Origin of the sequence: Methylocystis sp., from assembly GCF_021731785.1 — a bacterium.
Lineage (GTDB): Bacteria > Pseudomonadota > Alphaproteobacteria > Rhizobiales > Beijerinckiaceae > Methylocystis.
This window is the reverse complement of record NZ_JAKFWS010000020.1, coordinates 1-4,397: the sequence shown is the minus strand read 5'-3', so window position 1 is coordinate 4,397 and position 4,397 is coordinate 1. Positions and strand designations below refer to the sequence as shown.

The window sequence follows — 4,397 nt, the reverse complement described above, 5'->3', positions numbered from 1 at the left end:
ACGAGATCGCCGGCAAGGGGTTGAGCATTGCCGCCCTTGGCAACCCGTGAAAGCCATATACAAGGATCGCATTCACAACCGATTTCAAATCGGTTTCACGTGGACGCCGGTGGCGACATTGGCTCAAACAATGCCCACTCAGCAGACTTGCGTAACGCAGTCTGTCACGCCGATATTTCCACTGGGTGATTTTTGTCCAGACCATCATGATCCCTCAAAATCTGGTAAATGCGAAGGAATAACCACTGACTGAAATCAATCAATAGTTTTGGTCAGCTGCAAAGATTGCTATTCGACTTCGTCCCTCTCTCCATTTTTTTGAGGGGCGCATAGCAGCGGTATGCCGAACATGCTTGCGAACCATGTAATAACGGCGGCGAGCAGGTTGCCCCACCACGGATTCCCAAGTGCGAACCCAGCTGCCAGAACAGTCGCCGCGAGTAGGCTGGTGAACTTCAGAAATTTGCCGGTGAATGCACGTTGGTCGGCAAGCTCATTGGCAAATTCATTGTTTTCGGGGGTGCTGGGAGTGACAGCGCTCTGGCTTACCGAGACTCTAATTACACCGTCTATCGATCCCGCCACCAACCAAACAGCTGCAAACCACCAATTGCGATGGATGACGCCAAGGAGAAGCTCTGCCGCGCAGCTAACGAAGAAGAATCCAAGAAGGTGATTCAGTCGTCGATGAGCTTCCGAATACGTGGCGATCATCGGTGCACCCAAGGACCTCCGTCTCCGATGCGACCTCGCTCTCTGGCGAAAAAGGTATGTGAGTTCGTGAGAGAGGCTTCCCAAAATCAGATATATTGTTCTCTGTTATTGCGTTTCATCGGGCGCGGGGGACGCAGCGCCTCCTTTCCCTGACAATCCTTCTTGAGAGCGAGCCGGCCGAGAAGCCTGACTGCTACGGGGGTCAGGCCGACTGGGAACTTCGGCTTCGGTCGACTCGAAGGCCTTGCGACGCACGAACTCAGTCACCCCGACGTCGGACCGGCTGGGCCGAGAAATTCCGGATCAGGTCAGGCTCCACGTCGGCCAGGCCGCTTAGTGCGCCGATCATCCGCCGTCCGTGCTTATGGAGGTGTCCGTCCATGGTTCTGCGAGCTCCAGGACTGCCCCCACTCCCACGATGCATTTGACGATCGCGAACGACTCGAAAAGTCGAGCGGGCGTTCGATCCTGGTCACCACCGCAGCGTCGCCAGAAGCACGGAACTTGAGAAGCTCCCCAAATCCTTGCAATCCGCCTTCGCGCCCGAAACTTTCTCCCGATGGATGATCGCGCAGCCAGCGGTCTTCAGTTGTTCGAGCCGTGCTTCGGGGTTCGCCGCACGGTCGAGACGCGGGCGAAACCGAGCCCGTTACCTTTGGTGTTACAGTACTCGTGAAATGGCCTGGATGCCCTTAATTCCCGTTCCGAACCGAGCGATAGCGTCGCGGTGCTTTTCCAGCCCGCCATAAGCTGGCGGCTCCTTCATCGCCAACGCAACATTGCTCTGGTCGGTGGAACCGGCCCGTCGGCCTTGAGTTCGAAGGCGGCCCCGGATGTGCAGTGAATCCGCTGCCCGTCTTTATATTTTTATCCACTCTGAAACACACGGCTCAGCAATCTGTGGATCACGGCGTGACGGACAAAACGAGGATTGTTATCTCGCTCCCCCATGAGGTGCGCTCTGGCCGACCTGTAGCTCAGCTCAGAACAATTCGGGGCACGTTCGACCGTCCCCCCAGTGGATATCGCCCTAAATGGGCTTGAATGAGTACGGGGGTTGAAATGCACAACTTCTTTCGAACGCTCGCCCCGGAGCAATTCGATGCGAAAGTCGAAATTCACGCCGATGGAAGTTACACCTATTCTTACGATGGCGTCCCGCCTGCGCTGATACAGTCAGAACGAGGGTGCCCGGATGCGCACATGGAGGCGCAACTCAATGACGCCACCGTTCAGTTGCGTCATGAGGGTTTTCGAAAAGCCGACTATCTGGGCCGGAGGCGCTATGCGGTTATCTTGGAGCGCTCTCGCGCCAAGGGGGAATCGTCGTTCTTCCCGTCTCGCGAAATGAAGGTGTTCAGGCCGCGACCTGACGGCGCCATCGCAATTGGAGGTTCCCGTCCGAACGCAACTTCCCCGTGTCAACTCACTGGGACGAACGCGTAAATCGACGGCACGCTCATCGTGGCTCTGCATAGAGGCGTCGAAGTTCTTAAGCATAATGCGCAAAGCAAACTGTCGGCTGATGGTCTATTCGCCGGTTACCAATGGCGTATCAAATCGCCCGACACCGATCCTTTCATGATCGTCCGGCCAGTACGGTAGGTCGCACAGCCCATGGCATGCGCTGTGCCGCGGCTTCCGCCATGGCCGTCTTAACCCTTGCTGTACCTCGGGCCACTCCTGCGGCAAACGGGGAAGAGCATGCGCGCAGTCGCCAGCGCCGCTCATTGATGCATCCTCATAGATTCTGCGACGTCAGTCGCTAGATTTGTACCTTATGCCTTTCAAAAATGACTGTCGGGGAGGTGCGCCATGAAGTTTCTTACTGGTTTCGTGACAGCGTTCATCGTCAGCGCGCTCGGCGCTTTTCTCGTCATCGTCAGCGGCGTTTACAACGTCGCCGCAACCGCGCCTCACACGGCGTTGGTGCGCGTCATTTTGAATTGGACCATGCGTAATTCGGTGCGCGTCCATGCGGGGAACGAGTTGCGGGAAACATGGAGCGAGGATCAGGCGAGAAAGGGATTTAAGAATTATGACGACATGTGCGTCATTTGCCACAGCGCGCCGGGGAAAGAGCGCAGTTACATCAGCAAAGGCCTGCGACCGGAGCCTCCGAACCTCGCCGAAACTTCAGAGCGATGGAGCAGCGCGGAGCTGTTTTGGATCATCAAGAATGGCGTCAAAATGACCGCAATGCCCGCATTCGGGCCCACGCATCAGGACGAGCAGATATGGAATATCGTGGCCTTCGTTCGGCGCCTACCTCGACTCTCCGCCGAACAATTCAAGGCGATGGAGGCCGAGATCGGAAAATCCTCAGAGAATGAGCAAGATCACCATCACCAATAAGTGGCCGGGAAAGCCGACTCGAAGAAAGATGAAATCGCAAGTCGAAAGAATTTGGCGTAGGCGCTGCTATAGTCCAGCAAGATTGAAAGGGGAAAGTTGGGCGCTAATTCTCGACGGAGCCTCGAGAAGAAAAAATGCTGCTATCCCGCAAAAGACGAGTTTTGCTGACCCTCGCGGTCGCAATCAGCGTTGTTTCGCCGATTGGAAATAGCTTCCGAAGCGACGCTTCGATCGCAAGCGTCGTTGTTCGAGACATCCATGTAGCCTTCAAGGAATGGCGCGTGCCAACCTCCGGCTCGCACCCGTACGTTTCTCTCGCAACGAGCGATAGGGCGATCTGGTACACTAGGCAGATGGGCAACCTCCTCGGTCGTCTCGATCCTGAGATCGGACAGTTTCGCGAATACCGCTCGATCACGACTCGTTATGTCGCCCGTGATGATTTAAATTTGCGCGCGTCTGGCGCGCAAGGAACGGGACTCACTCGAACGGTTCGGAGATTCCCACGGGGTCTGTATGGACAACATGCAGGCGTTCGTTGGCAAACTGTCAGCTTTGAGCAGTTCCGCCTTGGCGGACGCGTTCTTAAAGGATTACGGCAATGACTTCCACCAACAAGGTCGGCGACGAGAGAACGGGTGAGAGCTCGCTCTCTTCCCTCGTGCAAGCGGGCGCCGACGTGAGCGTCATTCCGGCGGCCTCGGCTGAAGCGAAAAGCGATTCGTTCGCCAGTTTCCTTGCCTACCAGTACGATGTTATCGAACGGGGCATTCTCTTTTGGGACACGTTGCGCCAGCGCGCAGACAATTTTCTCGAACACGAACGGCTTGGCCTGCCGGCCCTCCTCAACTTCAAATGGGAGCTGCTCCTCGACGCGCGCGCCTTCGAGAAACCGGCCAATTACGCGCTGCTACGCATCACCGAGGCACAGGGTTGTCGCGCAAGCGACTGCGTCAACGAGGAAAAGGCGCCCGTCATAATTGTCGACCCACGCGCTGGCCACGGGCCAGGCATCGGCGGATTCAAGCGCGAGTCCGAAGTGGGAATGGCGCTGCTCGAAGGGCATCCGGTCTATTTCGTGATCTTCTTTCCCGAGCCTTGCGACGGCCAGACCCTCGCCGACGTGCTGCACGCGCTGCGGCGCTTCGTCGAACAGATCGCGAGGCGCCATCCCGGCAAACGACCGGTGCTCTACGGCAACTGCCAGGCCGGCTGGGCGATCGCCTTGCTTGCGGCCGACTGCCAGGGCCTCGTTGGACCCGCCGTTCTTAATGGATCGCCGCTGTCCTATTGGGCAGGGGAATCGGGCGTCAACCCGGCGCGACTCG

4 protein-coding genes and 1 pseudogene are annotated in these 4,397 nt (G+C 57.3%); 3 read left to right on the top strand and 2 right to left on the bottom strand.

The annotated features are described in order from the left end of the window. Together QZ964_RS04545 and QZ964_RS04540 are read right to left on the bottom strand one after the other, a co-directional pair. Positions 1-205: pseudogene (locus QZ964_RS04545) on the bottom strand (hypothetical protein); the annotation flags it as partial. An 83-nt stretch (positions 206-288) separates the two neighbouring features. Continuing rightward, positions 289-726 (bottom strand): hypothetical protein, encoded by a 438-nt coding sequence (locus QZ964_RS04540; RefSeq protein WP_292529223.1) that lies wholly within the window; start codon positions 724-726, stop codon positions 289-291. A gap of 1,803 nt (positions 727-2,529) precedes the next feature. Between QZ964_RS04540 and QZ964_RS04535 the strand changes: the two genes are divergently transcribed. From QZ964_RS04535 to QZ964_RS04525, 3 genes are all read left to right on the top strand, one after another. After that, positions 2,530-3,069 carry a cytochrome c gene (locus QZ964_RS04535; RefSeq protein WP_292529221.1) on the top strand — a complete coding sequence of 180 codons (540 nt, stop codon included), beginning with the start codon at positions 2,530-2,532 and terminating at the stop codon, positions 3,067-3,069. A gap of 134 nt (positions 3,070-3,203) precedes the next feature. Then, positions 3,204-3,674 (top strand): hypothetical protein, encoded by a 471-nt coding sequence (locus QZ964_RS04530; protein WP_292529220.1) that lies wholly within the window; start codon positions 3,204-3,206, stop codon positions 3,672-3,674. After that, positions 3,671-4,397: DUF3141 domain-containing protein (locus QZ964_RS04525; protein WP_292529218.1), on the top strand; the 727-nt coding region annotated here is incomplete at its 3' end. The genes QZ964_RS04530 and QZ964_RS04525, both read left to right, overlap by 4 nt.